The sequence below is a fragment of the Pseudomonas sp. PHC1 genome, from assembly GCF_046487845.1.
Lineage (GTDB): Bacteria > Pseudomonadota > Gammaproteobacteria > Pseudomonadales > Pseudomonadaceae > Aquipseudomonas > Aquipseudomonas sputi.
Map to the genome: position 1 here is coordinate 1 of NZ_JBJXHJ010000005.1, position 26,130 is coordinate 26,130.

The 26,130-nt window shown below is 55.1% G+C and carries 28 protein-coding genes and 4 tRNA genes; all 32 read left to right on the forward strand.

Annotated elements, in window-relative coordinates; all coding sequences use genetic code 11:
- Positions 1-163: 163 nt before the first annotated feature.
- Positions 164-1,117, forward strand: coding sequence for a bifunctional biotin--[acetyl-CoA-carboxylase] ligase/biotin operon repressor BirA (gene birA, locus ACKJSM_RS08770; protein ID WP_236180111.1), 954 nt, complete (start codon positions 164-166; stop codon positions 1,115-1,117).
- Positions 1,107-1,856 (forward strand): pantothenate kinase, encoded by a 750-nt coding sequence (locus tag ACKJSM_RS08775; RefSeq protein WP_410237241.1) that lies wholly within the window; start codon positions 1,107-1,109, stop codon positions 1,854-1,856. Before birA ends, ACKJSM_RS08775 begins: the two co-directional genes overlap by 11 nt.
- Positions 1,857-1,863: 7 nt before the next feature.
- Complete coding sequence (locus ACKJSM_RS08780) at positions 1,864-2,304, forward strand: hypothetical protein (protein ID WP_339490670.1); 441 nt, start codon at positions 1,864-1,866, stop codon at positions 2,302-2,304.
- Between the two features lie 143 nt (positions 2,305-2,447).
- A tRNA-Tyr gene (locus ACKJSM_RS08785) sits at positions 2,448-2,532 on the forward strand.
- Positions 2,533-2,557: 25 nt separating this feature from the next.
- Positions 2,558-2,631, forward strand: a tRNA-Gly gene (locus ACKJSM_RS08790).
- A 26-nt stretch (positions 2,632-2,657) separates the two neighbouring features.
- A tRNA-Thr gene (locus ACKJSM_RS08795) sits at positions 2,658-2,733 on the forward strand.
- An 85-nt stretch (positions 2,734-2,818) separates the two neighbouring features.
- Positions 2,819-4,012, forward strand: a complete 1,194-nt coding sequence (gene tuf, locus ACKJSM_RS08800) for an elongation factor Tu (RefSeq protein ID WP_236180118.1) — start codon at positions 2,819-2,821, stop codon at positions 4,010-4,012.
- Positions 4,013-4,065: 53 nt separating this feature from the next.
- Positions 4,066-4,141: transfer RNA gene (locus ACKJSM_RS08805), tRNA-Trp, on the forward strand.
- Between the two features lie 45 nt (positions 4,142-4,186).
- Entirely contained in the window at positions 4,187-4,555 is a 369-nt protein-coding gene (gene secE, locus ACKJSM_RS08810) for a preprotein translocase subunit SecE (protein ID WP_064589465.1), read from the forward strand.
- A gap of 9 nt (positions 4,556-4,564) precedes the next feature.
- Positions 4,565-5,098, forward strand: coding sequence for a transcription termination/antitermination protein NusG (nusG, locus tag ACKJSM_RS08815; protein ID WP_007957598.1), 534 nt, complete (start codon positions 4,565-4,567; stop codon positions 5,096-5,098).
- Between the two features lie 117 nt (positions 5,099-5,215).
- Positions 5,216-5,647 carry a 50S ribosomal protein L11 gene (gene rplK / locus ACKJSM_RS08820; RefSeq protein WP_003228756.1) on the forward strand — a complete coding sequence of 144 codons (432 nt, stop codon included), beginning with the start codon at positions 5,216-5,218 and terminating at the stop codon, positions 5,645-5,647.
- Positions 5,647-6,342, forward strand: a complete 696-nt coding sequence (gene rplA, locus ACKJSM_RS08825) for a 50S ribosomal protein L1 (protein ID WP_236180120.1) — start codon at positions 5,647-5,649, stop codon at positions 6,340-6,342. The genes rplK and rplA overlap by 1 nt, the downstream gene beginning before the upstream one ends.
- A 198-nt stretch (positions 6,343-6,540) precedes the next feature.
- Positions 6,541-7,041: a 50S ribosomal protein L10 gene (gene rplJ, locus ACKJSM_RS08830; RefSeq protein WP_169432136.1), complete on the forward strand. Its 501-nt coding sequence runs from the start codon at positions 6,541-6,543 to the stop codon at positions 7,039-7,041.
- Between the two features lie 79 nt (positions 7,042-7,120).
- Positions 7,121-7,486 carry a 50S ribosomal protein L7/L12 gene (rplL, locus tag ACKJSM_RS08835; RefSeq protein WP_007957596.1) on the forward strand — a complete coding sequence of 122 codons (366 nt, stop codon included), beginning with the start codon at positions 7,121-7,123 and terminating at the stop codon, positions 7,484-7,486.
- 220 nt (positions 7,487-7,706) lie between these two features.
- Complete coding sequence (rpoB, locus tag ACKJSM_RS08840) at positions 7,707-11,780, forward strand: DNA-directed RNA polymerase subunit beta (protein WP_236180123.1); 4,074 nt, start codon at positions 7,707-7,709, stop codon at positions 11,778-11,780.
- A gap of 63 nt (positions 11,781-11,843) precedes the next feature.
- Positions 11,844-16,043: a DNA-directed RNA polymerase subunit beta' gene (rpoC, locus tag ACKJSM_RS08845; RefSeq protein WP_236180125.1), complete on the forward strand. Its 4,200-nt coding sequence runs from the start codon at positions 11,844-11,846 to the stop codon at positions 16,041-16,043.
- Between the two features lie 215 nt (positions 16,044-16,258).
- Positions 16,259-16,630: a 30S ribosomal protein S12 gene (gene rpsL, locus ACKJSM_RS08850; RefSeq protein WP_003186084.1), complete on the forward strand. Its 372-nt coding sequence runs from the start codon at positions 16,259-16,261 to the stop codon at positions 16,628-16,630.
- Positions 16,631-16,738: 108 nt separating this feature from the next.
- The gene (gene rpsG / locus ACKJSM_RS08855; RefSeq protein ID WP_016772941.1) at positions 16,739-17,212 is read left to right on the forward strand and encodes a 30S ribosomal protein S7; all 474 of its coding nucleotides are present in this window, start codon (positions 16,739-16,741) and stop codon (positions 17,210-17,212) included.
- 30 nt (positions 17,213-17,242) lie between these two features.
- Positions 17,243-19,348: an elongation factor G gene (gene fusA / locus ACKJSM_RS08860; RefSeq protein WP_410237242.1), complete on the forward strand. Its 2,106-nt coding sequence runs from the start codon at positions 17,243-17,245 to the stop codon at positions 19,346-19,348.
- Between the two features lie 31 nt (positions 19,349-19,379).
- Complete coding sequence (gene tuf / locus ACKJSM_RS08865) at positions 19,380-20,573, forward strand: elongation factor Tu (protein WP_410237243.1); 1,194 nt, start codon at positions 19,380-19,382, stop codon at positions 20,571-20,573.
- Positions 20,574-20,730: 157 nt separating this feature from the next.
- Positions 20,731-21,042, forward strand: a complete 312-nt coding sequence (gene rpsJ / locus ACKJSM_RS08870) for a 30S ribosomal protein S10 (protein WP_003186070.1) — start codon at positions 20,731-20,733, stop codon at positions 21,040-21,042.
- An 80-nt stretch (positions 21,043-21,122) separates the two neighbouring features.
- Positions 21,123-21,758 carry a 50S ribosomal protein L3 gene (rplC, locus tag ACKJSM_RS08875; protein WP_007955641.1) on the forward strand — a complete coding sequence of 212 codons (636 nt, stop codon included), beginning with the start codon at positions 21,123-21,125 and terminating at the stop codon, positions 21,756-21,758.
- A 12-nt stretch (positions 21,759-21,770) separates the two neighbouring features.
- A complete protein-coding gene (gene rplD, locus ACKJSM_RS08880; protein WP_003228735.1) occupies positions 21,771-22,373 on the forward strand; it encodes a 50S ribosomal protein L4 in 603 nt (200 codons plus the stop codon).
- Positions 22,370-22,669: a 50S ribosomal protein L23 gene (gene rplW, locus ACKJSM_RS08885; RefSeq protein WP_002555488.1), complete on the forward strand. Its 300-nt coding sequence runs from the start codon at positions 22,370-22,372 to the stop codon at positions 22,667-22,669. Before rplD ends, rplW begins: the two co-directional genes overlap by 4 nt.
- Positions 22,670-22,683: 14 nt before the next feature.
- Positions 22,684-23,508, forward strand: a complete 825-nt coding sequence (gene rplB / locus ACKJSM_RS08890) for a 50S ribosomal protein L2 (protein ID WP_003186055.1) — start codon at positions 22,684-22,686, stop codon at positions 23,506-23,508.
- 16 nt (positions 23,509-23,524) lie between these two features.
- Positions 23,525-23,800 (forward strand): 30S ribosomal protein S19, encoded by a 276-nt coding sequence (gene rpsS / locus ACKJSM_RS08895; protein ID WP_011336172.1) that lies wholly within the window; start codon positions 23,525-23,527, stop codon positions 23,798-23,800.
- A gap of 11 nt (positions 23,801-23,811) precedes the next feature.
- Entirely contained in the window at positions 23,812-24,144 is a 333-nt protein-coding gene (gene rplV, locus ACKJSM_RS08900) for a 50S ribosomal protein L22 (protein WP_003103908.1), read from the forward strand.
- A gap of 13 nt (positions 24,145-24,157) precedes the next feature.
- A complete protein-coding gene (gene rpsC, locus ACKJSM_RS08905) occupies positions 24,158-24,844 on the forward strand; it encodes a 30S ribosomal protein S3 (RefSeq protein ID WP_003176422.1) in 687 nt (228 codons plus the stop codon).
- A gap of 12 nt (positions 24,845-24,856) precedes the next feature.
- Positions 24,857-25,270, forward strand: coding sequence for a 50S ribosomal protein L16 (rplP, locus tag ACKJSM_RS08910; protein WP_003228729.1), 414 nt, complete (start codon positions 24,857-24,859; stop codon positions 25,268-25,270).
- On the forward strand, positions 25,270-25,461 hold the full coding sequence (gene rpmC, locus ACKJSM_RS08915; protein WP_002555481.1) for a 50S ribosomal protein L29: 192 nt from the start codon (positions 25,270-25,272) through the stop codon (positions 25,459-25,461). Before rplP ends, rpmC begins: the two co-directional genes overlap by 1 nt.
- Before the next feature lie 2 nt (positions 25,462-25,463).
- Complete coding sequence (rpsQ, locus tag ACKJSM_RS08920) at positions 25,464-25,730, forward strand: 30S ribosomal protein S17 (RefSeq protein WP_003194644.1); 267 nt, start codon at positions 25,464-25,466, stop codon at positions 25,728-25,730.
- A 23-nt stretch (positions 25,731-25,753) separates the two neighbouring features.
- A complete protein-coding gene (gene rplN, locus ACKJSM_RS08925) occupies positions 25,754-26,122 on the forward strand; it encodes a 50S ribosomal protein L14 (RefSeq protein ID WP_002555479.1) in 369 nt (122 codons plus the stop codon).
- Positions 26,123-26,130 lie beyond the last annotated feature (8 nt).

Sequence of the window (26,130 nt, forward strand, 5' to 3'; positions counted from 1 at the left end):
TTCCCCATGTGAGAGTAGGTCATCGTCAAGATTAAATTCCGAAACCCCAATTGCGAAAGCAGTTGGGGTTTTGTTTTGTCCGCAGGAAAATGAATTGTTTGAATTCTATGCAGTGGCCCCGTGCATGGCTATTATTCGGGCCTCATTCTGAGGCGAGATCTGCATGCTGACGTTGTTGAACCTTCTGAAGGATGGTCGATTCCATTCCGGTCAGGCCCTGGGTGTTGCCTTGGGAATTAGTCGAAGTGCGGTGTGGAAGCAGCTTCAGCATTTGGAGGTGGAGCTTGGGTTATCCATACATAAAGTTCGAGGGAGGGGCTATCAATTAGCCTCGCCCCTGACGTTGCTTGATTCGCTCAAAATAGAGGAAGGTCTTGTCGGCTTGTCTGTCAGTGTCTTCGATTCTATCGACTCAACTAATGCTGAATCGTTGCGCGCCGTCGATCGAGGTCGGGTGGCGCCCTTTCTAATATTGGCTGAGCGGCAGAGCTCCGGGCGCGGGCGCAGAGGTCGTAAATGGGTAAGCCCGTTTGCCGAAAACCTTTATTACAGTCTCGTGTTGCGTGTTGATGGTGGGATGCGTCAGCTTGAAGGGTTAAGTCTCGTTGTTGGTCTCGCGGTCATGCAGACCTTGCGCGCGCTTGGGGTGCAAGGTGCTGGGCTGAAATGGCCCAATGATGTATTGGTCGGGCAAAAAAAAATCGCCGGGATACTGTTGGAGCTGGTTGGTGATCCGGCAGACGTGTGCCATGTAGTGTTGGGCATAGGCATCAATGTGAACATGCAGGCTACAGATGAAGTCGATCAGCAATGGACTTCGATGCGTTTGGAGTCGGGCAAATCCTGTGATCGCAACAATCTGGCGGTTGAGCTGAGTAAGCGGCTGCAACTCTATTTGCAACGGCACCAAACTGACGGCTTCTCTACGCTTCAGGCGGAGTGGGAGGCAAGCCACTTGTGGCAAGGAAAGCCGGTTTCTCTCACTGCCGGCGTCAACCAGGTGGATGGTGTGGTGCTAGGAATTGATAATCAAGGTGCGCTCCGGCTGAAGGTGGATGGTATGGAAAAAGTCTTTAGTGGTGGTGAGCTCAGCTTGAGGTTGCGTGATGATTCTTGAGCTTGATTGTGGAAACAGCTTTATCAAATGGCGGGTGCTGAGTGCTGAGGCGGGTGCTCTGGTCGCGGAAGGTGTAGTTGATTCTGATGGGGCATTGGTCGAGGGGCTTCGATCGCTAGAGAACATGTCTCTCGATAAATGCCGCCTCGTCAGCGTAAGAACCGAAGAAGAGACCCGTTTGCTGATTGGTTTGCTCGAGCGGGAGTTCGGTATTTCCGTTATCTGTGCGGCGCCAGCTCGCGAGATGTCCGGCGTGAAAAATGGTTACGACGATTATGAGCGCCTTGGCCTCGATCGCTGGCTGGCGATGCTTGGTGGTTTTTACTTGGCTAAAGGGGCTTGTCTGGTACTTGATTTCGGGACGGCGGTGACTGCCGATTTCATCTCGGCGGACGGTGAGCATCTGGGAGGTTTCATTTGTCCTGGCATGCCGCTAATGCGTAATCAGTTGCGTACCCATACCCGAAAAATTCGCTATGGAGATCTCGTGGCGGAGCGGGCATTGATGAGTCAGGCTCCGGGGCAAAATACGGCTGAGGCTGTAGAGCGTGGCTGTTTGTTGATGCTCAGGGGGTTCGTATTGACCCAGTTAGAGATGGCGCATTCCTACTGGGGTGATGACTACAGTGTCTTCATTACGGGTGGTGATGCGGAGCTGGTCTCGGATATTGCTCCGGAGGCCCGCGTTGTTTCCGATTTGGTGTTCGTGGGTTTGGCTATGGCGTGTCCTTTTTCCTGAGGTTGGTATGCGTTGGTTGTTCCTTCTGCTTCTGGTACTCAATGTGTTTTATTACGTCTGGCATCAGCAGGAGGCACCGCTGCGTGCAAAGGATGTTACGCCGCTCAGTCTTTATCGTGGCCCGCAACAAGATATTCGCTTGTTGAGTGAGGCGGGTGGTAATGCTTTTCGTGAAAAAAGGACTGGGGCAAAGTCTGATAGTCAGTGCCTATATATAGGTGGCTTGAGTCGCCCTGAGTCTGCTCGGGCATTGGAGCAGCGTTTTGCTGAAGTGGGGGCCAAAGCTCTTCAATTGCCGAAAGAGTCTCCCGGCGGCTCATATTGGTTCCAGGTCACCCCTGAAACCCAGCGTTTGCTGGGGGATGCTCAACTTCAAAACCTTTCCAAGGAATTCAATGAGTTAAAACATAAAATAATGCCGTGCGAGGGGGTTGCACCTGCTGAATAGTTTGCATAGAATGGCGCCCGCTCCACAGCGAAGACCTGAAAAGGTTGGTGCGGCGGAGTGATGTCAATGCAGCTAACCTCAGGTTTTTAAATGAGAAAATGCTTGACAGGGGTTTGGCATAGTATAGAATGCCGGCCTGATTAGGAGGGGTTCCCGAGCGGCCAAAGGGATCAGACTGTAAATCTGACGTCTACGACTTCGAAGGTTCGAATCCTTCTCCCTCCACCAGATTTTAGCGTGAGCTGCAGGCTCCGCGGGTATAGTTTAGTGGTAGAACCTCAGCCTTCCAAGCTGATGATGCGGGTTCGATTCCCGCTACCCGCTCCAAGTTTGCAGGTTGTGCAAGGTGTTACGCTCTTGTAGCTCAGTTGGTAGAGCACACCCTTGGTAAGGGTGAGGTCAGCGGTTCAAATCCGCTCAAGAGCTCCATATAACAAGGCAGATATGAAAATATCTGCCTTTGTTTTAATGGCTTGTGTTGTTTGCTCAATTTCTTCTGTTAGGGGTGATATCGATGGCTAAGGAAAAATTTGATCGTTCCCTGCCGCACGTCAACGTAGGGACCATTGGTCACGTCGACCACGGTAAAACCACTCTGACCGCTGCTCTGACTCGCGTCTGCTCCGAAGTTTTCGGTTCGGCCGCAGTTGAATTTGACAAGATCGACAGCGCTCCAGAAGAAAAAGCTCGCGGTATTACCATCAATACTGCGCACGTTGAGTACAACTCGAACATTCGTCACTACGCTCACGTTGACTGCCCAGGTCACGCTGACTACGTGAAGAACATGATCACTGGTGCTGCGCAGATGGACGGCGCGATCCTGGTTTGCTCGGCCGCTGATGGTCCGATGCCGCAAACCCGTGAGCACATCCTGCTGTCCCGTCAGGTAGGCGTTCCGTACATCGTGGTTTTCCTGAACAAGGCTGACCTGGTAGACGACGCTGAGCTGCTGGAACTGGTTGAGATGGAAGTTCGCGACCTGCTGTCCACCTACGACTTCCCAGGCGACGACACCCCGATCATCATCGGTTCGGCTCGTATGGCGCTGGAAGGCAAAGACGACAACGAAATGGGCACCAGTGCTGTCAAGAAGCTGGTGGAAACTCTGGACAGCTACATCCCAGAGCCAGAGCGTGCTATCGACAAGCCGTTCCTGATGCCAATCGAAGACGTGTTCTCGATCTCGGGTCGCGGTACTGTTGTAACTGGTCGTATCGAGCGCGGTATCGTTCGTGTTCAAGACGCCCTGGAAATCGTTGGTCTGCGTGACACCACCACCACCACCTGCACCGGTGTTGAGATGTTCCGCAAGCTGCTGGACGAAGGTCGTGCTGGCGAGAACTGCGGCGTTCTGCTGCGTGGCACCAAGCGTGACGACGTTGAGCGTGGTCAGGTTCTGGTCAAGCCAGGTTCGGTTAAGCCGCACACCAAGTTCACCGCAGAAGTTTACGTTCTGAGCAAGGAAGAAGGCGGTCGTCACACTCCGTTCTTCAAAGGCTACCGTCCACAGTTCTACTTCCGTACTACTGACGTGACTGGTAACTGCGAGCTGCCAGAAGGCGTTGAAATGGTAATGCCAGGTGACAACATTCAGATGACTGTTACCCTGATCAAAACCATCGCGATGGAAGACGGTCTGCGTTTCGCAATCCGTGAAGGCGGCCGCACCGTTGGTGCTGGTGTTGTAGCCAAGATCATCGAGTAAACAGTTGTAATGTCTTTTTCGGGCCGGCATAATGGTCGGCCTGATTTTGTTTTAGGTCAGTAGCTCAATTGGCAGAGCGACGGTCTCCAAAACCGTAGGTTGGGGGTTCGATTCCCTCCTGACCTGCCAGATTCACTCGGTGTGTCTGGCTTTCTTTTCACAGGATCTTCATAGATGACTCCTAAGGCTGAAGCTCAAGGCTCTCGCTTCGATTTGCTCAAGTGGCTTGTAGTAGTCGCTTTGGTGGTTGTTGGCGTTGTTGGCAATCAGTATTACGCTGCTTCGCCGATCCTGTACCGTGTACTCGCTTTGCTTGTTATTGCTGCTGTGGCTGCCTTTGTAGGTCTGCAAACAGCCAAGGGCAAGTCTTTCTTTGTACTGGTTAAGGAAGCTCGCACCGAGATTCGTAAAGTCGTATGGCCAACTCGCCAAGAGACCACGCAGACCACGCTGATTGTTGTGGCTGTTGTTCTGGTTATGGCGTTGCTGTTGTGGGGGCTTGATTCCCTGCTCGGCTGGCTTGTTTCCTTGATTGTCGGCTAAGGGTGTCCCGTGGCTAAGCGTTGGTACGTTGTGCATGCTTACTCGGGTTACGAGAAGCATGTCATGCGTTCGTTGATCGAGCGCGTAAAGCTGGCTGGCATGGAAGATGGCTTCGGCGAAATTCTGGTTCCCACTGAAGAAGTGGTTGAGATGCGTAATGGCCAGAAACGCAAAAGCGAGCGCAAATTCTTCCCAGGTTATGTGCTGGTTCAGATGGATATGAACGAGGGTACTTGGCACTTGGTCAAGGATACTCCTCGGGTGATGGGTTTTATCGGCGGTACTGCTGATAAGCCAGCACCAATCACAGATAAAGAAGCTGAGGCGATTCTGCGTCGCGTTGCCGACGGTAGTGACAAGCCGAAGCCGAAGACGTTGTTCGAGCCAGGTGAGACCGTTCGAGTCAATGACGGGCCTTTCGCTGACTTTAACGGTGTCGTTGAAGAAGTTAACTACGAAAAGAGCCGGATCCAAGTGGCGGTGCTCATTTTCGGACGCTCTACTCCGGTAGAGTTGGAGTTCAGTCAGGTCGAAAAGGTCTAGCTGAGCAAGCATCCCAACCCCGCAGCCCTAGGCTGTGGGGTTTTGTCGTCACTGGGATAAACGCGCAAGTAACCGGGGAGCCTTTCGAGGCGTTCGAACCCGTAATTGGAGTGCCTCATGGCCAAGAAGATTACCGCTTACATCAAGCTGCAAGTGAAGGCCGCTCAGGCTAACCCAAGCCCACCTGTTGGTCCTGCTCTGGGTCAGCATGGTGTGAACATCATGGAATTCTGCAAAGCTTTCAACGCCCGTACCCAGGGTCTGGAAGCGGGTCTGCCGACTCCAGTGATCATCACTGTCTACAGCGACCGTAGCTTCACTTTCGAAACCAAATCCACCCCTGCTTCGGTTCTGCTGAAGAAGGCGGCCGGTCTGACCAGCGGTTCCGCTCGTCCAAACACCGTTAAGGTTGGCACTGTTACCCGTGCTCAGCTGGAAGAAATCGCGAAAACCAAAAACGCGGATCTGACTGCAGCTGATATGGATGCAGCCGTGCGCACTATCGCCGGTTCTGCTCGTAGCATGGGCCTTAACGTGGAGGGTGTGTAATGGCTAAGCTGACCAAGCGCCAAAAGGCTATCGCTGAAAAAATCGAAGCGGGCAAGTCCTACAACTTCGAAGAGGCCGCAACTCTGCTGGCTTCGCTGCCAGCTGCCAAGTTCGTCGAGTCGTTCGACGTAGCTGTAAACCTGGGCGTAGACCCGCGTAAATCCGACCAGGTCGTTCGTAGCGCTACTGTGCTGCCACACGGCACTGGCAAGACTGTTCGCGTTGCTGTGTTCACCCAGGGTCCAGCTGCTGAGGCCGCTCTGGCTGCCGGCGCTGACCGTGTAGGTATGGACGACCTGGCTGCCGAAATGAAAGGCGGCGACCTGAACTATGACGTAGTGATCGCATCCCCGGATGCCATGCGCGTTGTAGGTCAACTGGGTCAGATCCTCGGTCCACGTGGTCTGATGCCTAACCCGAAAGTCGGCACTGTTACCCCAGACGTCGCTACCGCGGTTAAAAATGCCAAGGCTGGTCAGGTTCGTTATCGCACCGACAAAAACGGCATCATCCACACTTCCGTTGGCAAGATTGGCTTCGATGCCGTCAAGCTGAAGGAAAACGTTGAAGCCCTGATCGCTGATCTGAAGCGTATCAAGCCAGCTTCTTCGAAAGGTATCTACGTCAAGCGCGTTACCCTGAGCACCACTATGGGCCCAGGTCTGGTCATCGACCAGAGCTCGCTGGACGCGTAAGACAAAAATTGGCGCAGTTGACTGCGCCAATTGAAAGATTGGGGTCCCTGCCTGGCGGGGGCTATCCAAGACCGTAGGCGACGCAAGTCTTAAACCTCAAGCCTACGCAGATGGTGCTCCCGGTTCCTTACCGAATCAGACACCAAAACGACATTCGGTTTCGATCGAATGAAACGGTAACAAGCAGGAGTTAAACCCGTGGCAATTAATCTCGAAGACAAGAAGGCCATCGTCGCTGAAGTCAACGAGGCTGCCAAAGTCGCTCTGTCCGCTGTCGTGGTTGATGCCCGTGGCGTAACAGTAGGCGCAATGACCGGACTCCGTAAAGAGGCTCGTGAAGCTGGCGTTTACGTACGTGTTGTACGTAACACCCTGCTCAAGCGCGCTGTTGCTGACACTCAATACAGTGTCCTCAACGACGTGTTCACCGGCCCGACCCTGATTGCATTCTCCAACGAACACCCGGGCGCTGCTGCTCGTCTGTTCAAGGAATTTGCCAAGGGTCAGGACAAGTTCGAGATCAAGGCAGCTTCGTTCGAGGGCAAGTTCCTCGCAGCGAATGAGATCGACGTGCTGGCAAGCCTGCCAACTCGCGACGAAGCTATTGCGAAACTGATGAGCGTGATTCAAGGCGCTACCAGCAAGCTGGCTCGTACTCTGGCGGCAATTCGCGATCAGAAAGAAGCAGCTGCAGCCTGAGGCTGAGCGTTTCCACTCTCGCGTATTTTTGTTTATTTCGACAGCCGTACAGGCTGTCCACCAAATCAGGAATTGAGTCATGTCTCTGACTAACGAACAAATCATCGAAGCAATCGGCCAGAAAACCGTTCTGGAAGTTGTTGAGCTGATCAAAGCAATGGAAGAAACCTTCGGCGTGACCGCTGCTGTTGCTGCTGCTGGTCCAGCTGCTGCTGCCGCTGTTGTTGAAGAGCAAACCGAGTTCAACGTTGTTCTGGTTGAAGCCGGCGAGAAGAAAGTCAACGTGATCAAGGCAGTTCGTGAACTGACCGGTCTGGGCCTGAAAGAAGCCAAAGAGAAAGTCGACGGCGCTCCTCAGGTTGTAGCTGAAGGCGTTTCGAAAGAAGCTGCTGAAGACGCTAAGAAGAAGCTGGAAGAAGCAGGCGCTAAAGTCGAGCTGAAGTAAGCATCGACTTTGCTCCTCCAGCCCGAGCGTCAAGCGACAGGCTGATGGCTGGTGGCTCTTGCCACCGGCCTTTTTCCGTTATTGGCAGCCGACTGGGTCGGTGTCGATAACGAGCTGTAACCACCCGATGCGGTGGCGCAAACCATGGGGTTTGCACGATTTTCTGGCTGCTCCCGTCGGGAGGGGCCAAACAAGCAGGTGACCAAGCTGGGGAACGCTGATGGCTTACTCATATACTGAGAAAAAACGTATCCGCAAGGACTTTAGCAAGTTGCCGGACGTCATGGATGTGCCTTACCTCCTGGCCATCCAGCTGGATTCGTATCGTGAATTCTTGCAAGCGGGAGCGACTAAAGATCAGTTCCGCGACGTGGGCCTGCATGCGGCCTTCAAATCCGTTTTCCCGATCATCAGCTACTCCGGCAATGCTGCGCTGGAGTACGTCGGTTATCGCCTGGGCGAACCGGCATTTGATGTCAAAGAATGCGTATTGCGCGGTGTAACTTTCGCCGTACCTTTGCGGGTAAAAGTGCGCCTGATCATTTTCGACAAAGAATCGTCGAACAAAGCGATCAAGGACATCAAAGAGCAAGAAGTCTACATGGGTGAAATCCCATTGATGACTGAGAACGGTACCTTTGTAATCAACGGTACCGAGCGCGTTATCGTTTCCCAGCTGCACCGTTCCCCGGGCGTGTTCTTCGACCACGACCGTGGCAAGACGCACAGCTCCGGCAAACTGCTGTACTCCGCGCGTATCATTCCTTACCGCGGTTCGTGGCTGGACTTCGAGTTCGACCCGAAAGACTGCGTCTTCGTGCGTATCGACCGTCGTCGCAAGCTGCCGGCCTCGGTTCTGCTGCGAGCACTCGGTTACACCACTGAAGAAGTGCTTGACGCGTTCTACACTACCAACGTGTTCCACCTGAGCGGCGAAACCCTCAGCCTGGAGCTGGTGCCATCGCGCCTGCGTGGTGAAGTTGCGGTTCTGGACATCCAGGATGAGAAGGGCAAGGTCATCGTTGAGCAAGGCCGCCGTATTACCGCGCGCCACATCAACCAGATCGAAAAAGCCGGTATCAAGACGCTGGATGTGCCGCTGGACTACGTCCTCGGTCGTACGACCGCCAAGGCCATCGTGCATCCGGCTACCGGCGAGATCCTGGCGGAGTGCAACACCGAGCTGTCGACCGAAGTCCTGGCGAAAATCGCCAAGGCTGGCGTTGTACGCATCGAAACGCTGTACACCAACGACATCGACTGCGGCCCGTTCGTCTCCGACACGCTGAAGATCGACTCCACCAGCAACCAACTGGAAGCGCTGGTCGAGATCTATCGCATGATGCGTCCAGGCGAGCCGCCAACCAAAGACGCTGCCGAGACCCTGTTCAACAACCTGTTCTTCAGTCCTGAGCGCTATGACCTGTCTGCGGTCGGCCGGATGAAGTTCAACCGTCGTATCGGTCGTACCGAGATCGAAGGTTCGGGCGTGCTGTGCAAGGAAGACATCGTCGCGGTACTGAAGACTCTGGTCGATATCCGTAACGGTAAAGGCATCGTCGACGACATCGACCACCTGGGTAACCGTCGTGTTCGCTGCGTTGGCGAAATGGCCGAGAACCAGTTCCGCGTTGGTCTGGTACGTGTTGAGCGTGCGGTCAAAGAGCGTCTGTCGATGGCTGAAAGCGAAGGCCTGATGCCGCAAGACCTGATCAACGCCAAGCCAGTGGCTGCGGCTGTGAAAGAGTTCTTCGGTTCCAGCCAACTGTCGCAGTTCATGGACCAGAACAACCCGCTGTCCGAGATCACCCACAAGCGTCGTGTCTCTGCACTCGGCCCTGGCGGTCTGACTCGTGAGCGCGCGGGCTTCGAAGTCCGTGACGTACACCCGACTCACTATGGTCGTGTCTGCCCGATTGAGACGCCGGAAGGTCCGAACATCGGTCTGATCAACTCCCTGGCTGCTTACGCGCGCACCAACCAGTACGGTTTCCTTGAGAGCCCGTACCGCGTGGTGAAAGAGGGTGTGGTCACCGACGACATCGTGTTTCTGTCCGCCATTGAAGAAGCCGATCACGTGATCGCGCAGGCTTCGGCGACCATGAACGAGCAGAAAGTCCTGATCGACGAACTGGTGGCCGTACGTCACCTGAACGAATTCACCGTCAAGGCGCCGGAAGACGTGACCTTGATGGACGTTTCGCCGAAGCAGGTAGTTTCGGTTGCAGCGTCGCTGATTCCGTTCCTCGAGCACGACGACGCCAACCGTGCGTTGATGGGTTCGAACATGCAGCGTCAAGCTGTACCAACCCTGCGCGCTGACAAGCCGCTGGTCGGTACCGGCATGGAGCGTAACGTGGCTCGCGACTCCGGCGTTTGCGTCGTGGCTCGTCGTGGCGGCGTGATCGACTCCGTTGATGCCAGCCGTATCGTGGTTCGCGTTGCTGATGACGAAGTTGAAACCGGCGAAGCGGGTGTCGACATCTACAACCTGACCAAGTACACCCGCTCGAACCAGAACACCTGCATCAACCAGCGTCCGCTGGTGAGCAAGGGTGATCGTGTTCAGCGTGGCGACATCATGGCCGACGGCCCGTCCACCGACATGGGTGAACTGGCTCTGGGTCAGAACATGCGCATCGCGTTCATGGCATGGAACGGCTTCAACTTCGAAGACTCCATCTGCCTGTCCGAGCGTGTGGTTCAGGAAGACCGTTTCACCACGATCCACATTCAGGAACTGACCTGTGTGGCTCGTGACACCAAGCTTGGCCCAGAGGAAATCACTGCGGACATCCCTAACGTGGGTGAAGCTGCACTGAACAAGCTGGACGAAGCCGGTATCGTTTACGTCGGTGCTGAAGTCGGCGCCGGCGACATTCTGGTAGGTAAGGTCACTCCGAAAGGCGAGACCCAACTGACTCCGGAAGAAAAGCTGCTGCGTGCGATCTTCGGTGAAAAAGCCAGCGACGTTAAAGACACTTCCCTGCGTGTGCCAACCGGCACCAAAGGTACTGTCATCGACGTGCAGGTCTTCACTCGTGACGGTGTTGAGCGTGATGCTCGTGCCCTGTCGATCGAGAAGTCCCAGCTGGACGAGATCCGCAAGGATCTGAACGAAGAGTTCCGCATCGTTGAAGGCGCGACCTTCGAGCGTCTGCGTTCCGCTCTGGTAGGCCACAAGGCTGAAGGTGGCGCGGGCCTGAAGAAAGGTCAGGACATCACCGACGAAGTACTCGACGGTCTTGAGCATGGTCAGTGGTTCAAACTGCGCATGGCTGAAGATGCTCTGAACGAGCAGCTCGAGAAGGCCCAGGCCTACATCGTTGATCGTCGCCGTCTGCTGGACGACAAGTTCGAAGACAAGAAGCGCAAACTGCAGCAGGGCGATGACCTGGCTCCAGGTGTGCTGAAAATCGTCAAGGTTTACCTGGCAATCCGTCGTCGCATCCAGCCGGGCGACAAGATGGCCGGTCGTCACGGTAACAAAGGTGTGGTCTCCGTGATCATGCCGGTTGAAGACATGCCGCACGATGCCAATGGCACACCGGTCGACGTCGTCCTCAACCCACTGGGCGTACCTTCGCGTATGAACGTTGGTCAGATCCTTGAAACCCACCTGGGCCTCGCGGCCAAAGGTCTGGGCGAGAAGATCAACCGGATGGTCGAAGAGCAGCGTAAAGTCGCTGAACTGCGTACCTTCCTGGACGAGATCTACAACCAGATCGGCGGTCGTAACGAAGATCTGGACAGCTTCTCCGATCAGGAAATCCTGGATCTGGCGAAGAACCTGCGTGGTGGTGTTCCAATGGCCACTCCAGTGTTCGACGGTGCCAAGGAAAGCGAAATCAAGGCCATGCTGAAACTGGCAGACCTGCCAGAAAGCGGCCAGATGCAGCTGACCGACGGCCGTACCGGCAACAAGTTCGAGCGTCCAGTTACCGTTGGCTACATGTATATGCTGAAGCTGAACCACTTGGTAGACGACAAGATGCATGCGCGTTCTACCGGTTCGTACAGCCTGGTTACCCAGCAACCGCTGGGTGGTAAGGCGCAGTTCGGTGGTCAGCGTTTCGGGGAGATGGAGGTCTGGGCACTGGAAGCATACGGTGCTGCTTACACTCTGCAAGAAATGCTCACAGTGAAGTCGGACGATGTGAACGGCCGGACCAAGATGTACAAAAACATCGTGGACGGCGATCACCGTATGGAGCCGGGCATGCCCGAGTCCTTCAACGTGTTGATCAAGGAAATTCGTTCCCTCGGCATCGATATCGATCTGGAAACCGAATAACACGTGACGCGATCGAGAGCGGGGCAGGATTGCCCGCTCTCTGCTCCGCCAGGAGGAAAGGCCTTGAAAGACCTACTGAATTTGCTGAAAAACCAGGGTCAAGTCGAAGAGTTCGACGCCATCCGTATCGGATTGGCCTCGCCTGAGATGATCCGCTCGTGGTCGTTCGGTGAAGTTAAAAAGCCGGAAACCATCAACTACCGTACGTTCAAGCCTGAGCGTGACGGTCTGTTCTGCGCCAAGATCTTTGGCCCGGTAAAGGATTACGAGTGCCTGTGCGGTAAGTACAAGCGCTTGAAGCACCGTGGTGTGATCTGCGAGAAGTGCGGCGTTGAAGTTGCACTGGCCAAGGTTCGTCGTGAGCGCATGGCGCACATCGAACTGGCTTCGCCGGTTGCCCACATCTGGTTCCTGAAATCGCTGCCGTCCCGTATCGGCCTGCTGATGGACATGACCCTGCGTGATATCGAACGCGTTCTCTACTTCGAGAGCTATGTCGTTATCGATCCGGGCATGACCACTCTTGAAAAAGGTCAGCTGCTGAACGACGAGCAGTACTTCGAAGCGCTGGAAGAGTTCGGTGACGACTTCGACGCCCGCATGGGTGCTGAAGCTGTGCGTGAGCTGCTGCACGCTATCGACCTGGAGCACGAGATTGGCCGTCTGCGTGAAGAAATTCCGCAAACCAACTCCGAAACCAAGATCAAGAAACTGTCCAAGCGTCTGAAGTTGATGGAAGCCTTCCAGGGTTCCGGCAACCTGCCAGAGTGGATGGTGCTGACCGTTCTGCCGGTTCTACCGCCAGATCTGCGTCCACTGGTACCGCTGGATGGTGGTCGTTTCGCGACTTCCGACCTCAACGATCTGTATCGTCGAGTGATCAACCGTAACAACCGCTTGAAGCGTCTGCTGGATCTGTCCGCTCCGGACATCATCGTGCGCAACGAAAAGCGTATGTTGCAGGAAGCTGTCGATGCACTGCTCGACAACGGTCGTCGTGGCCGCGCTATCACAGGTTCGAACAAGCGTCCTCTGAAATCCCTGGCTGACATGATCAAGGGTAAGCAAGGTCGTTTCCGTCAGAACTTGCTCGGTAAGCGTGTTGACTACTCCGGTCGTTCTGTAATTACCGTAGGTCCGACCCTGCGTCTGCACCAGTGCGGTCTGCCGAAGAAGATGGCTCTCGAGCTGTTCAAGCCGTTCATTTTCGGCAAGCTGGAAATGCGTGGTCTGGCGACCACCATCAAGGCCGCCAAGAAAATGGTCGAGCGTGAGCTGCCAGAGGTTTGGGACGTTCTCGCTGAAGTGATTCGCGAACACCCGGTTCTTCTCAACCGTGCACCGACCCTTCACCGTCTGGGCATCCAGGCGTTTGAACCGGTACTGATCGAAGGTAAGGCTATCCAGCTGCACCCGCTGGTCTGCGCCGCGTACAACGCCGACTTCGACGGCGACCAAATGGCCGTGCACGTACCGCTGACGCTGGAAGCCCAGCTCGAAGCGCGTGCGTTGATGATGTCGACCAACAACATTCTGTCGCCAGCCAACGGTGAGCCGATCATCGTTCCGTCGCAGGACGTTGTATTGGGTCTGTACTACATGACTCGTGAAGCGATCAACGCCAAGGGCGAAGGTCGTGTGTTCGCGGATCTGCAGGAAGTTGACCGTGTGTTCCGTGCCGGCGAAGCCGCACTGCACGCCAAGATCAAGGTTCGTATCAACGAAACCGTGAATGATCGTGACGGCAACAGCGTGAACAACACCCGTATCGTCGACACCACTGTCGGCCGTGCGCTGCTGTTCCAGGTTGTGCCGAAAGGTCTGTCGTTCGACGTCGTCAACCTGCCGATGAAGAAAAAGGCGATCTCCAAGCTGATCAACCAGTGCTACCGCGTGGTGGGTCTGAAAGAGACCGTGATCTTCGCTGACCAGTTGATGTACACCGGTTTTGCCTACTCGACCATTTCCGGCGTTTCCATCGGTGTTAACGACTTCGTTATCCCGGATGAAAAAGCCCGCATCATCGGTGCTGCCACCGACGAAGTGAAAGAGATCGAGAGCCAGTACGCCTCCGGCCTGGTAACCCAGGGCGAGAAGTACAACAAAGTGATCGACCTTTGGTCGAAAGCGAACGACGAAGTCTCCAAGGCGATGATGGCCAACCTCTCGAAAGAGAAAGTCATCGACCGTCACGGCGACGAAGTCGAGCAAGAATCGTTCAACTCGATGTACATGATGGCCGACTCGGGTGCGCGGGGTTCCGCAGCACAGATTCGTCAGCTGGCCGGTATGCGTGGTCTGATGGCCAAGCCGGACGGTTCCATCATCGAAACGCCGATTACTGCGAACTTCCGTGAAGGTCTGAGCGTACTCCAGTACTTCATCTCGACTCACGGTGCTCGTAAAGGTCTGGCGGATACCGCGTTGAAAACTGCGAACTCCGGTTACCTGACTCGTCGTCTGGTAGACGTGGCGCAGGATCTGGTCGTGACCGAGATCGATTGCGGCACCGAACACGGTCTGCTGATGACTCCGCACATTGAAGGCGGTGACGTTGTAGAGCCGTTGGGTGAGCGCGTATTGGGTCGTGTCATTGCCCGTGACGTATTCAAACCGGGTACCGAGGACGTCATCGTTCCTGCGGGCACTCTGGTAGACGAGAAGTGGGTCGAGTTCATCGAGCTGAACAGCATCGACGAAGTGATCGTGCGTTCGCCGATCAGCTGCGAAACCCGCTATGGCATTTGCGCCAAGTGCTACGGCCGTGATCTGGCTCGTGGTCACCAGGTCAACATCGGTGAAGCGGTCGGCGTTATCGCTGCCCAGTCCATTGGTGAGCCGGGTACCCAGCTGACGATGCGTACGTTCCACATCGGTGGTGCGGCAAGCCGTACTTCCGCAGCCGACAGTGTTCAGGTGAAGAATGGCGGTACAGTCCGTCTGCACAACCTGAAACACGTTGAGCGTGTGGACGGCAATCTGGTTGCTGTGTCCCGTTCCGGTGAGCTGGCAATCGCTGACGACTTCGGTCGTGAGCGCGAGCGTTACAAGCTGCCGTACGGTGCCGTGATTTCGGTTAAAGAAGGTGACAAGGTCGACGCTGGCGCTATCGTGGCCAAGTGGGATCCGCACACTCACCCGATCGTTACCGAAATGAAAGGTACCGTGACCTACGTGGGCATGGAAGAAGGCATCACGATCAAGCGTCAGACTGACGAATTGACCGGTATGACCAACATTGAAGTGCTTGATCCGAAAGATCGTCCAGCTGCCGGCAAGGACATTCGTCCAGCTGTGAAGATGGTCGATGACAACGGCAAGGATCTGTTGCTGCCAGGCACTGACGTTATCGCTCAGTACTTCCTGCCGGCCAACGCCCTTGTCGGTGTTGCGGACGGTGCGAAGATCGCGATCGGTGATGTTATCGCTCGTATCCCGCAAGAGACTTCGAAGACCCGTGACATCACCGGTGGTCTGCCGCGTGTTGCCGACCTGTTCGAGGCTCGTCGTCCGAAAGAAGCATCGATTCTGGCTGAAGTCAGCGGCACCATCGCGTTCGGTAAAGAAACCAAGGGCAAGCGCCGTCTGGTCATTACCCCGAACGACGGTAGCGATCCGTACGAAGAGCTGATTCCGAAGTGGCGTCACCTGAACGTGTTCGAAGGCGAACAGGTAAACCGCGGCGAAGTTATCTCCGACGGCCCGAGCGATCCGCACGACATCCTGCGTCTGCTGGGTGTGAGCGCGCTGGCCAAGTACATCGTCAACGAGATCCAGGACGTTTACCGTCTGCAAGGCGTGAAGATCAACGACAAGCACATCGAGACCATCCTGCGTCAGATGCTGCGTAAAGTTGAGATCTCCGAGTCTGGCGATTCCAGCTTCATCAAGGGCGACCAGATGGAACTGACTCACGTTCTGGTGGAGAACGAGCGTCTGAACGCGGAAGACAAGTTTGTCTCCAAATTCACCCGCGTTCTGCTGGGTATCACCAAGGCGTCGTTGTCGACCGAATCGTTCATCTCGGCGGCTTCCTTCCAGGAAACCACCCGCGTATTGACCGAAGCGGCCGTAACCGGCAAGCGCGATTACCTGCGCGGCCTGAAAGAAAACGTGGTCGTGGGTCGTCTGATCCCGGCCGGTACCGGTCTGGCTTATCACAGCGAGCGCAAGCGTCGTCGTGATGCAGACAAGCCGTTGCGCGTAAGCGCCAGTGAAGTGGAAGCTGCACTGACCGAAGCGCTGAACTCGAGCGGTAACTGAGTTCTGCGAAAAATGAGCTGAGGCCCTGATCAAGCCGTTCATCGAGTCGAGACAATTTGTCGAGGTTCGACGAGCGGGTAGGTCGGGGCCTTGCCTTGACTGGGGACAAGATCCTCTTTAGACTCTTGATCCCCTAAATTTGGCGGGAATTCGTTCCTGCCATTTTGCTTTTCTTGCAAGACAATAGCGTCGCAAGACAACAGTGGAGCTAGTAGATGGCAACTATCAACCAGCTGGTACGTCAGCCGCGTAAGCGTATCGTCGAGAAATCCGACGTGCCTGCGCTGCAGAACTGCCCGCAACGTCGTGGCGTGTGCACCCGTGTGTACACCACTACGCCGAAAAAACCTAACTCGGCACTGCGTAAAGTATGCCGTGTGCGTCTGACCAACGGTTTCGAGGTTTCCTCGTACATCGGTGGTGAAGGCCACAACCTGCAAGAGCACAGCGTGGTACTGATCCGCGGCGGTCGTGTAAAAGACTTGCCAGGTGTTCGTTACCACACCGTTCGCGGCTCCTTGGATACTTCCGGCGTTAAAGGTCGTAACCAGGGTCGTTCGAAGTACGGTACCAAGCGTCCGAAGTAATCGGCCGTTTTGCAGATTTTCATTTTATTGAGTCGATAAGAGTAAGGTCGGGCGCGCATCCACTGGATCTGTCCCGAGCTAACCTGAAGACCGTTTGAGGGCTTATCAATGCCAAGACGTCGCGTAGCAGCAAAGCGTGAGATTCTGGACGATCCGAAATACGGAAGCCAAATCCTCGCCAAATTCATGAACCACGTTATGGAAAGCGGCAAGAAAGCCGTTGCCGAGCGTATCGTTTATGGTGCCCTGGAAACCGTTGCGGCTCGCAAGGCCGGTACCGATCCCCTGGAACTCTTCGAAAAAGCACTCGACGCCATCGCTCCGCTGGTCGAAGTGAAGTCGCGCCGCGTTGGTGGTGCTACTTACCAGGTTCCGGTCGAGGTTCGTCCGTCCCGTCGTAACGCTCTGGCAATGCGCTGGTTGGTAGACTTCGCCCGCAAGCGTGGCGAGAAGTCTATGGCTCTGCGCTTGGCTGGCGAGCTGCTGGATGCTGCTGAGGGTAAAGGTGCTGCTGTTAAGAAGCGTGAAGACGTGCACCGTATGGCCGAAGCTAACAAAGCTTTCTCGCACTACCGCTTCTAATTTTAGCTTCACTAATTTTGCGAGGGCTTTATGGCTCGTACTACTCCGATTAATCGCTACCGTAACATTGGTATCGTCGCACACGTGGATGCTGGTAAAACCACCACCACCGAGCGCGTCCTTTTTTACACCGGCAAAAGTCACAAAATGGGCGAGGTGCATGACGGCGCCGCGACCACAGACTGGATGGTTCAGGAGCAGGAGCGTGGTATTACCATTACTTCTGCTGCTATCACCACCTTCTGGAAAGGTTCCGAGAAGCAGTTCCCACACGAGCATCGCTTCAACGTAATCGATACCCCGGGTCACGTAGACTTCACCATTGAAGTGGAACGTTCCCTGCGCGTACTCGACGGCGCTGTCGTTGTGTTCTGCGGTACTTCGGGTGTTGAGCCTCAGTCGGAAACCGTATGGCGTCAGGCCAACAAATACGGCGTTCCACGTCTTGTTTACGTAAACAAGATGGACCGTGCTGGTGCCAACTTCCTGCGCGTGATCGGTCAGATCAAGCAGCGTCTGGGTCACACTCCGGTGCCGATCCAGCTGGCTATCGGTTCGGAAGACAACTTCCAGGGCCAGATCGACCTGATCAACATGCAAGCTGTCTACTGGAACGACTCTGATAAGGGTATGGTTCCGGTTCGCAAGGAGATCCCTGCGGACATGCTTGAGCTGGCTGAAGAATGGCGCAACAACATGGTTGAAGCCGCTGCCGAAGCCAACGAAGAGCTGATGAACAAGTACCTGGAAGGTGAAGAGCTGTCGATCGCTGAGATCAAGGCTGCTCTGCGTCAGCGTACTCTCGCTGGTGAGATCGTTCTGGCTGTTTGCGGTTCCTCGTTTAAGAACAAGGGTGTTCCCTTGGTTCTCGACGCCGTTATCGACTATCTGCCTGCTCCGACCGACATTCCTGCTATCAAGGGTTCCAATCCTGATAACGAGGAAGAAGAGATGGAGCGTCACGCTAGCGACGACGAGCCGTTCGCAGCTCTGGCGTTCAAGATCGCTACCGACCCATTTGTGGGTACCCTGACCTTCGTCCGTGTTTACTCGGGCGTGTTGAACTCCGGCGACGGCGTGATCAACTCGGTCAAAGGCAAGAAAGAGCGCGTGGGTCGTATGGTGCAAATGCACGCAAACTCCCGCGAAGAGATCAAGGAAGTACGCGCTGGCGACATCGCGGCCCTGATCGGCATGAAGGACGTCACCACTGGTGAAACCCTCTGCAACGCTGAGAAGCCAATCATCCTCGTTCGCATGGACTTCCCGGAGCCGGTTATTTCGGTTGCTGTAGAGCCTAAGACGAAGGATGACCAGGAAAAAATGGGTATCGCTCTGGGCAAGCTTGCTCAGGAGGATCCGTCTTTCCGCGTTAAAACTGATGAAGAGACTGGTCAAACGATCATCTCCGGCATGGGCGAGCTGCACCTGGACATCCTGGTTGACCGGATGCGCCGTGAGTTCAACGTCGAAGCCAACATCGGCAAGCCGCAGGTTTCGTACCGTGAGCGCATCACGAAGAACTGCGAAATCGAAGGCAAGTTCGTTCGTCAGTCCGGCGGTCGTGGCCAGTTCGGTCATTGCTGGATTCGCTTTGCTCCTGCTGACGAAGGTCAGGAAGGTCTGCAATTCCTGAACGAAGTAGTGGGTGGTGTGGTTCCTAAGGAATACATCCCGGCTATCCAGAAGGGTATCGAAGAGCAGATGAAGAACGGCGTTGTTGCCGGCTATCCGCTGATCGGCCTGAAGGCTACCGTGTTCGATGGTTCTTACCACGACGTCGACTCCAACGAGATGGCGTTTAAAGTGGCTGCTTCCATGGCGACCAAGCAACTGGCCCAGAAGGGCGGTGGTGAGTTGCTCGAGCCGATCATGGCGGTAGAGGTTGTTACGCCTGAAGACTATATGGGTGATGTGATGGGCGACCTTAACCGTCGTCGCGGCATGATCCAGGGTATGGAAGACACAGTGTCCGGCAAGGTTATCCGTGCCGAAGTTCCACTGGGTGAGATGTTCGGTTATGCGACCGACGTTCGTTCCATGTCCCAGGGTCGCGCAAGCTACTCTATGGAATTCAAAAAATACGATACGGCTCCGTCGCACATCGTCGAATCCGTTACCAAAAAACAAGGCTGATTCAGCCCCTTTAGGCTAGGAGTTAATTGTCGTGGCTAAAGAAAAATTTGATCGTTCCCTACCGCACGTAAACGTTGGCACCATCGGCCACGTTGACCACGGTAAAACCACTCTGACCGCTGCTCTGACTCGCGTCTGCTCCGAAGTTTTCGGTTCGGCCGTAGTTGAATTCGACAAGATCGACAGCGCTCCAGAAGAAAAAGCTCGCGGTATCACCATCAACACCGCGCACGTTGAGTACAACTCGAACATTCGTCACTACGCTCACGTTGACTGCCCAGGTCACGCTGACTACGTGAAGAACATGATCACTGGTGCTGCGCAGATGGACGGCGCGATCCTGGTTTGCTCGGCCGCTGATGGTCCGATGCCGCAAACCCGTGAGCACATCCTGCTGTCCCGTCAGGTAGGCGTTCCGTACATCGTGGTTTTCCTGAACAAGGCTGACCTGGTAGACGACGCTGAGCTGCTGGAACTGGTTGAGATGGAAGTTCGCGACCTGCTGTCCACCTACGACTTCCCAGGCGACGACACCCCGATCATCATCGGTTCGGCTCGTATGGCGCTGGAAGGCAAAGACGACAACGAAATGGGCACCAGTGCTGTCAAGAAGCTGGTGGAAACTCTGGACAGCTACATCCCAGAGCCAGAGCGTGCTATCGACAAGCCGTTCCTGATGCCAATCGAAGACGTGTTCTCGATCTCGGGTCGCGGTACTGTTGTAACTGGTCGTATCGAGCGCGGTATCGTTCGTGTTCAAGACGCCCTGGAAATCGTTGGTCTGCGTGACACCACCACCACCACCTGCACCGGTGTTGAGATGTTCCGCAAGCTGCTGGACGAAGGTCGTGCTGGCGAGAACTGCGGCGTTCTGCTGCGTGGCACCAAGCGTGACGACGTTGAGCGTGGTCAGGTTCTGGTCAAGCCAGGTTCGGTTAAGCCGCACACCAAGTTCACCGCAGAAGTTTACGTTCTGAGCAAGGAAGAAGGCGGTCGTCACACTCCGTTCTTCAAAGGCTACCGTCCACAGTTCTACTTCCGTACTACTGACGTGACTGGTAACTGCGAGCTGCCAGAAGGCGTTGAAATGGTAATGCCAGGTGACAACATTCAGATGACTGTTACCCTGATCAAAACCATCGCGATGGAAGACGGTCTGCGTTTCGCAATCCGTGAAGGCGGCCGTACCGTTGGTGCTGGCGTCGTAGCTAAAATCATCGAGTGATCTCTTTATTGAGTCGGCTTTGATGAGTTGAAAAAGCCCCCGCTTAGCGGGGGTTTTTTTATTGGGTTGACACCTATATGGGGCGTCTATAGAATTGCGCCTCCTTTTAACGGGCGTATTGCGCCCGGTGGGAATAGCAGCCGGAGTCTGAAATCCAATGCAAAATCAGCAAATCCGTATCAGGTTGAAGGCTTTTGACCATCGCCTGATCGACCAATCAACCCAGGAAATCGTGGAAACCGCGAAACGTACTGGTGCTCAAGTGCGTGGTCCAATTCCACTGCCTACCCGTAAAGAGCGGTTCACCGTTCTGGTTTCCCCGCACGTCAACAAAGACGCGCGTGACCAGTACGAGATCCGCACTCATAAGCGCGTTCTGGATATCGTCCAGCCAACGGATAAAACCGTTGATGCACTTATGAAGCTTGATCTTGCGGCCGGTGTGGAAGTGCAGATCAGCCTCGGCTAAGACTCGGTCTTGGTCGTGTAACGCTCTGAAATGGGCGGCCATAGCGGGTGAAAGCCCCGTACACTCATGAGGTTTACAACATGACTATTGGTGTAGTCGGTCGTAAAGCGGGTATGACCCGTATTTTCACCGAAGAAGGTGTCTCCATTCCGGTCACGGTCATTGAGATCGAGCCGAATCGCGTCACCCAGTTCAAAACTGAAGAAACCGATGGCTATCGTGCAGTGCAAGTCACTGTCGGCGAGCGTCGTGCTTCCCGTGTTACAGCTGCTCAAGCTGGCCACTTCGCCAAGGCGAACGTTGCCGCTGGTCGTACCGTAATGGAATTCCGTCTTGAAGAAGGCGAGTACCAGGCCGGCGATCTGATCAACGCTGAAATCTTCGCTGCTGGTCAACTGGTTGATGTAACCGGTCAGTCCAAAGGTAAAGGCTTCCAGGGTACGATCAAGCGTTGGAACTTCCGCGGGCAAGATAACACCCACGGTAACTCCGTATCCCACCGCGTCCCAGGCTCTATCGGCCAGTGCCAGACTCCTGGTCGTGTATTCAAGGGCAAAAAAATGTCCGGTCATATGGGCGCTGAGCGCGTGACCGTGCAGTCCCTGGAAGTAGTGCGCGTGGACGCTGAACGCAATCTGTTGTTGGTCAAGGGCGCTGTACCTGGCGCTACTGGCGGCAACCTGGTTGTACGTCCGGCAGCCAAGGCTCGCGGTTAAGGGGAAGCTGACATGCAATTAAATGTAAATGACGCTCAAGCGATCGAAGTTTCCGAACTGACATTTGGCGGCGAGTTCAACGAGACGCTGGTTCACCAAGCAGTCGTGGCCTACATGGCTGGCGGCCGTCAGGGTAGCAAGCAGCAGAAGACCCGTTCCGACGTTCGTGGTGGCGGCAAGCGCCCATGGCGTCAGAAAGGTACTGGCCGTGCTCGTGCCGGTACTATCCGCAGCCCAATCTGGCGCGGCGGCGGCACCACCTTTGCAGCTCGTCCACAGGATCACTCCCAGAAGCTGAACAAGAAGATGTATCGCGCAGCAATGCGTTCCATCCTTGCTGAGCTGGTGCGTACTGATCGTCTGGTCGTGGTTCAGGATTTCGCAGTTGAAACTCCGAAAACCAAAGACCTGCTGGGCAAACTGAACAACATGAGCCTGACCGATGTTCTGATCGTGTCGGATGCTGTTGATCAGAACCTGTACCTGGCTGCTCGCAACCTGCCGCACGTAGATGTACGTGACGTGCAAGGTTCCGATCCAGTTAGTCTGATCGCATACGACAAGGTGTTGATCACCGTGTCGGCCGTGAAGAAATTCGAGGAGCTGCTGGGATGAACCAGGAACGCGTATTTAAAGTTCTGCTTGGCCCGCACGTTTCCGAGAAGGCTACGGTTCTGGCAGACAAGAAAGGCCAGTTCGTTTTCAAGGTTGCTACTGACGCAACCAAGCTGGAAATCAAGAAGGCCGTCGAAAGCCTGTTCAGCGTGAAAGTTGAGCGTGTTACTACCCTGAATGTTCTGGGTAAGAGCAAGCGCACCGCTCGCGGTCTGGGCAAGCGTAATGACTGGAAGAAGGCAGTTATCTCCCTTCAGCCAGGCCAAGATCTCGATTTCAGCAGCAGTGCTGAGTAAGGAAGGGGTGCATCATGGCAATCGTTAAATGCAAACCGACTTCCCCTGGCCGCCGTTTTGTGGTCAAGGTGGTCAACCAGGAGCTGCATAAAGGCGCTCCTCACGCACCGCTGCTCGAGAAAAAATCGAAGTCTGGTGGTCGTAACAACAATGGCCGTATTACCACTCGTCACATCGGTGGTGGTCATAAGCAGCATTATCGTCTGGTCGACTTCCGTCGCAACGACAAAGATGGCATCGCTGCCACTGTCGAGCGTATCGAATACGATCCAAACCGTACTGCTCACATCGCTCTGCTGCTGTACGCAGATGGCGAGCGTCGCTACATCATCGCCCCTAAAGGCGTGAGCGCTGGCGACCAGCTGATCGCAGGTGCGCTGGCACCGATCAAGCCGGGCAACGCTCTGCAACTGCGCAACATTCCAGTTGGTAGCACCGTACACGGCATCGAACTGAAGCCAGGTAAAGGCGCGCAAATCGCTCGTTCCGCTGGTGCTTCGGCTCAGCTGATCGCTCGTGAAGGCGTTTACGTGACCCTGCGTCTGCGTTCCGGTGAAATGCGCAAAGTGCTGGCTGAGTGCCGTGCGACCCTGGGTGAAGTCTCGAACTCCGAGCACAGCCTGCGTTCGCTGGGTAAAGCTGGTGCCAAGCGCTGGCGTGGCGTTCGCCCAACCGTTCGTGGTGTTGCCATGAACCCGGTTGACCACCCACATGGTGGTGGTGAAGGTCGTACCTCTGGTGGTCGTCATCCGGTATCGCCATGGGGCTTCCCGACTAAGGGCGCGAAGACTCGTGGTAATAAGCGTACCGACAAAATGATCGTCCGTCGTCGCAAGTAAATAGAGGGATACGACAGTGCCACGTTCTCTGAAAAAAGGTCCTTTTATTGATCTTCACCTACTGAAGAAGATCGAAGTGGCGGCGGAAAAGAACGATCGCAAACCAATTAAGACTTGGTCGCGTCGTTCGATGATCCTGCCACAAATGGTCGGTCTGACCATCGCAGTACACAACGGTCGTCAGCACGTCCCAGTTCTCGTTAACGAAGACATGGTCGGCCACAAACTGGGCGAGTTCGCCGGTACCCGCAACTATCGCGGGCACGTGGCAGACAAGAAAGCCAAGCGTTAAGGGGTAAGGAAATGGAAGTAGCCGCTAAGTTGTCGGGCGCTCGAATCTCCGCCCAGAAAGCCCGCTTGGTCGCCGACCAGATCCGCGGGAAGAAGGTGGGCGAAGCGCTCAACCTGTTGGCTTTCAGCAGTAAGAAAGCCGCCGAGATCATGAAAAAAGTGCTGGAGTCGGCCGTAGCCAACGCCGAGCATAACGAAGGCGCAGACGTTGATGACCTGAAGGTCAGCACCGTTTTCGTCAACGAAGGGCGTTCGCTGAAGCGCATCATGCCACGTGCCAAAGGCCGTGCTGATCGCATCGTCAAGCGGTCTTGCCATATCACTGTCAAGGTTGCTGACAAGTAACGGAGTCGAAGAGATGGGTCAGAAAGTACATCCCATTGGCATTCGCCTGGGAATCGTCAAGGAGCACACCTCCGTCTGGTACGCAGACGGTCGGACTTATGCGGACTACTTGTTCGCTGATCTGAAGGTGCGTGAATACCTCCAAGACAAACTAAAAAGCGCGTCCGTAAGCCGTATCGATATCCATCGTCCGGCCCAAACTGCACGCATCACCATCCACACCGCTCGTCCAGGTATCGTTATCGGGAAGAAAGGTGAAGATGTTGAGAAACTGCGTCAGGACCTGACCAAGCAAATGGGTGTGCCTGTGCACATCAATATCGAAGAGATCCGCAAGCCGGAGCTCGACGGTATGCTGGTTGCGCAGAGCGTAGCTCAGCAGCTGGAGCGTCGTGTAATGTTCCGTCGCGCCATGAAGCGCGCTGTACAGAACGCCATGCGCATTGGTGCCAAAGGCATCAAAATCCAAGTGAGCGGTCGTCTCGGCGGTGCTGAAATTGCACGTACTGAATGGTATCGCGAAGGTCGTGTGCCACTGCACACCCTGCGTGCCGACATCGACTATGCCAACTACGAAGCTCACACCACTTACGGTGTGATCGGTGTAAAGGTTTGGATCTTCAAAGGCGAAGTAATTGGTGGTCGCCAAGAAGAGCTAAAGCCACAAGCACCAGCGCCTCGTAAAAAAGCTGCTAAGTAAGGGGTACGCCAAATGTTGCAACCTAAGCGTACGAAGTTCCGCAAGCAGATGACCGGCCACAACCGTGGTCTGGCACTGCGCGGTAGCAAAGTCAGCTTCGGCGAGTTCGCGCTGAAGTCTGTAGCTCGTGGTCGTCTCACCGCTCGTCAGATCGAGTCAGCGCGTCGTGCTCTGACCCGTCACGTAAAACGTGGCGGCAAGATCTGGATCCGTGTATTCCCGGACAAGCCGATCTCCAAAAAACCTCTCGAGGTTCGTATGGGTAAAGGTAAGGGTAACGTGGAGTACTGGGTTGCCCAGATTCAGCCAGGCAAAGTCCTGTATGAAATCGAGGGTGTTTCTGAAGAGCTGGCGCGTGAGGCTTTCGCCCTGGCTGCTGCAAAGCTGCCGCTCGCCACCTCCTTTGTTAAACGGACGGTGATGTGATGAAAGCGAATGAACTTCGTGAAAAATCCGCACAGCAGCTGAACGAGCAACTGCTCGGCTTGCTGCGCGACCAGTTCAATCTGCGTATGCAGAAAGCAACTGGCCAGTTGGGGCAGTCTCATCTGCTCTCGCAAGTTAAGCGTGACATCGCTCGCGTGAAGACTGTGCTCAACCAGCAGGCAGGTAAGTGATCATGGCTGAAGCCGAAAAAACTGTCCGTACGCTGACTGGCCGTGTTGTCAGCGACAAGATGGACAAAACCATCACCGTTCTGATCGAGCGTCGCGTTAAGCACCCGATCTACGGTAAATACGTTAAGCGTTCGACTAAGCTGCACGCGCACGACGAAACCAATCAGTGCCACATCGGCGACAAAGTCACTATTCGTGAAACTCGTCCGATGGCCAAGACCAAGTCTTGGGCGCTGGTTGATGTTCTCGAACGCGCTGTGGAAGTCTAAGGGCTAGGGGTCGGAGAAATTATATGATTCAGACTCAATCCATGCTCGATGTGGCCGATAACAGCGGCGCTCGCCGTGTTATGTGCATCAAGGTGCTGGGTGGCTCCCATCGTCGTTACGCTGGTATCGGTGACATCATCAAAGTTACCGTGAAGGAAGCAATTCCTCGCGGTAAGGTGAAAAAAGGCCAAGTGATGACTGCTGTTGTAGTCCGCACTCGTCACGGCGTACGTCGTGCTGATGGCTCCATTATCCGCTTTGATGGCAACGCTGCTGTTCTTCTGAACAACAAGCAAGAGCCGATCGGCACCCGTATCTTTGGGCCAGTGACCCGTGAACTTCGTACTGAGAAGTTCATGAAGATCGTCTCGCTCGCCCCAGAAGTGCTGTAAGGAGATCC